2 protein-coding genes and 1 pseudogene are annotated in these 2,429 nt (G+C 58.3%); 1 reads left to right on the plus strand and 2 read right to left on the minus strand.

Annotated elements, in window-relative coordinates; genetic code table 11:
- Window positions 1–196: 196 nt before the first annotated feature.
- Entirely contained in the window at window positions 197–1,198 is a 1,002-nt protein-coding gene (locus tag ACR0C6_RS20965) for a helix-turn-helix domain-containing protein (RefSeq protein WP_480621026.1), read from the plus strand.
- A gap of 69 nt (window positions 1,199–1,267) precedes the next feature.
- Here ACR0C6_RS20965 and ACR0C6_RS20970 read toward each other — a convergent pair whose 3' ends face one another.
- Together ACR0C6_RS20970 and glyA are read right to left on the minus strand one after the other, a co-directional pair.
- A complete protein-coding gene (locus tag ACR0C6_RS20970) occupies window positions 1,268–2,245 on the minus strand; it encodes an HpcH/HpaI aldolase/citrate lyase family protein (RefSeq protein WP_480621027.1) in 978 nt (325 codons plus the stop codon).
- A gap of 18 nt (window positions 2,246–2,263) precedes the next feature.
- Window positions 2,264–2,429, minus strand: a pseudogene (gene glyA, locus ACR0C6_RS20975) (serine hydroxymethyltransferase); the annotation flags it as partial.

A 2,429-nucleotide genomic window follows, 5' to 3' on the forward strand; every position in this document is an offset into this window, starting at 1 on the left:
CCCCCGTCAACCGCGTCGACAACGCATACGGTGACAGAAACCTCGTCTGCACATGCCCCCCAATGGACGCATACGCAGACGCCGCGGAATAGGGAACCGGGCGTAGCAATCCGCGGTTTGCTCTGGCGGATTGAAATCCGAAAATGAGGGCAGCGTCCTGCGAGGCGCTGCCTCTCGTCAATTTGATGGAGGAACAATGAAACACTATGTCCTCGCAAATGATCGCGCCGACCTGGCAAAGACCGGGCCGGAGGTGCCCGAAAGAATAAAACACATCGATGTTATCCTCAGCGACACGCGGGCGCTGGCATCGGCTGAGATCGTCGTGGAGTTCTATCACGCTCTGAACAGCCTGGTCGAAAACTGCTCTTACGTCGTCAATCTCCGGGTGTCCGGAAATGACTCGGTCGGCGGACCTCTTTATTGGGCAGGTCGGACGGCAATATTCTGGGGCGACCTGGAGAACAACTGGGACGTCTCCGGTCCGCGCAGAAGCTGGATTTCGCAAGTTCTCAACCTGTCTTCAAGGACCGTTCTGGTCGGGGGAGCTGTCCTGTTGCTGGTGCAAATGGGCAGAGCAGGCCGAAACATCGTTGCGGTTCACCCGAACTTTGCCGCGGCCGCGCTGGAAAGCGGATTGGAAAGCTGCGGCGCGGCAACCCATCTGGCCGCCGACGGGCACCCCCACAGCGCGACCAGCAGACTGAGCGCGTTGCGGTTGTTGTCCGAATTCGTGTCCATGGATCACGGAGAGCATATTGCGGACGCATTGCGCAGCTATATCGGCCTGACTGAACCTACGCAAAAACACGAAAGCAAGTTGGCTGCCCGGTTGGTGCACAGGGCAAAAGGCGATCTTCTGGTGGTGCGTACTTTGGATGCGATGCAGGAGAACATCGAAGATCCTCTGACGATCTCGGACCTTTCCCGTTTGCTCAAAACCTCGACGCGTCAACTGCAACGACGGTTCCTGAGCAAAACCGGAGCAAAGCTTCTTTCCACGTACAAGGAGCTTCGTCTGGAACGGGCGCAGAACCTGTTGCAGTTCACGAACATGTCGCAGATCGAAATCTCGGCAGCCACCGGTTTTTCATCGCCTGTCGCTTTGAAACGTGCGTTTCAACGCTGCTACAAAACCAGCCCGGATGATGTTCGGGACCGTCGGTTCATGGGGTCGATGGCGCCGGAAGGATCCTAGCACTTCTTCGGCGTCCGCAACGGGCGATGATATCGCGTGGGCAGTTTGCCCACGCAACTTTAGTTTGATTCACGCCGCAGCAATCTGGCTTGCCTTTTCCACCAGCACTTCGGCCTGACGGATTGAGGCGTAATCTATCAGCCGGCCGTCCAGCGAAACGGCGCCTTTTCCGTCTGCCTCGGCCTCGGCCATGGCAACAAGAATGCGCTGCGCCTTGTTGACCTCGGCGTCAGACGGCGACATCACCTCGTTCGCCAGCGCGATCTGGCTTGGGTGAATGGCCCATTTGCCTTCGCAACCCAGAACGGCGGCACGTTTTGCGGCGGCCTTGTAACCGTCCGGGTCCTGAAAATCGCCAAAAGGCCCATCAATCGGACGCAGCCCGTTGGCGCGCGCAGCAACCACCATGCGGGCCAGAGCATAATGCCACATGTCACCCCAATGGGTCTGGCGACCGCGCTCGGGGTCCGCATCGGTCAAAACAGAGTAGTCCGGGTTCACCCCACCGATGATCGTGGTGCGCGCACGGGTCGAGGCCGCATAGTCGGCCACGCCGAAGTGAAGGCTTTCATTGCGCTTTGATGCTGCCGCAATCTCACTGACATTCTGCATGCCAAGCGCGGTTTCGATGATGTGCTCGAACCCGATCCGTTTTTTGTAACCCTTGGCGTCTTCGATCTGGGTCACCAGCATATCGACAGCATAAACATCCGCAGCCGTCCCGACCTTGGGAACCATGATCAGGTCCAGCCGCTCACCTGCCTGTTCGACCACATCGACGACGTCGCGGTACATGTAATGCGTGTCCAGACCGTTGATCCGAACCGACATGGTCTTGTTGCCCCAATCGATGTCGTTCAGCGCCTGAATGATGTTCCTGCGGGCCTGCTCTTTCTCATCCGGTGCAACCGCGTCTTCCAGATCAAGGAAAATGACGTCTACATCGGATTTGGCTGCCTTTTCGAACATTCCGGGTTGGCTGCCGGGCACGGCCAATTCACTTCGGTTCAGTCGGGCTGGGGCTTGGTCGATGGAATGAAAGCTCATGGATTCTGGTCCTTCGTCTTACAGGTTCGGATAGATCGGGAATTTGGCGCAGAGGTCTGCGACTTCGGCCTTGACCTTGGCCTCGACCGTGCTGTTGCCGTCTTCGCCATTGGCGGCCAGGCCGTCGACCACTTCGATGATCCAGTCGGCGATCTGGCGGAATTCGACCTCGCCGAAGCCGCGG

It is taken from the genome of Ruegeria sp. AL12, assembly GCF_056540885.1.

Bases quoted from the DNA above. Each gene is read 5' to 3' on its own strand.
- ACR0C6_RS20965 (WP_480621026.1), top strand. From the start codon at position 197: ATGAAACACTATGTCCTCGCAAATGATCGCGCCGACCTGGCAAAGACC.
- ACR0C6_RS20970 (WP_480621027.1), bottom strand. From the start codon at position 2,245: ATGAGCTTTCATTCCATCGACCAAGCCCCAGCCCGACTGAACCGAAGT.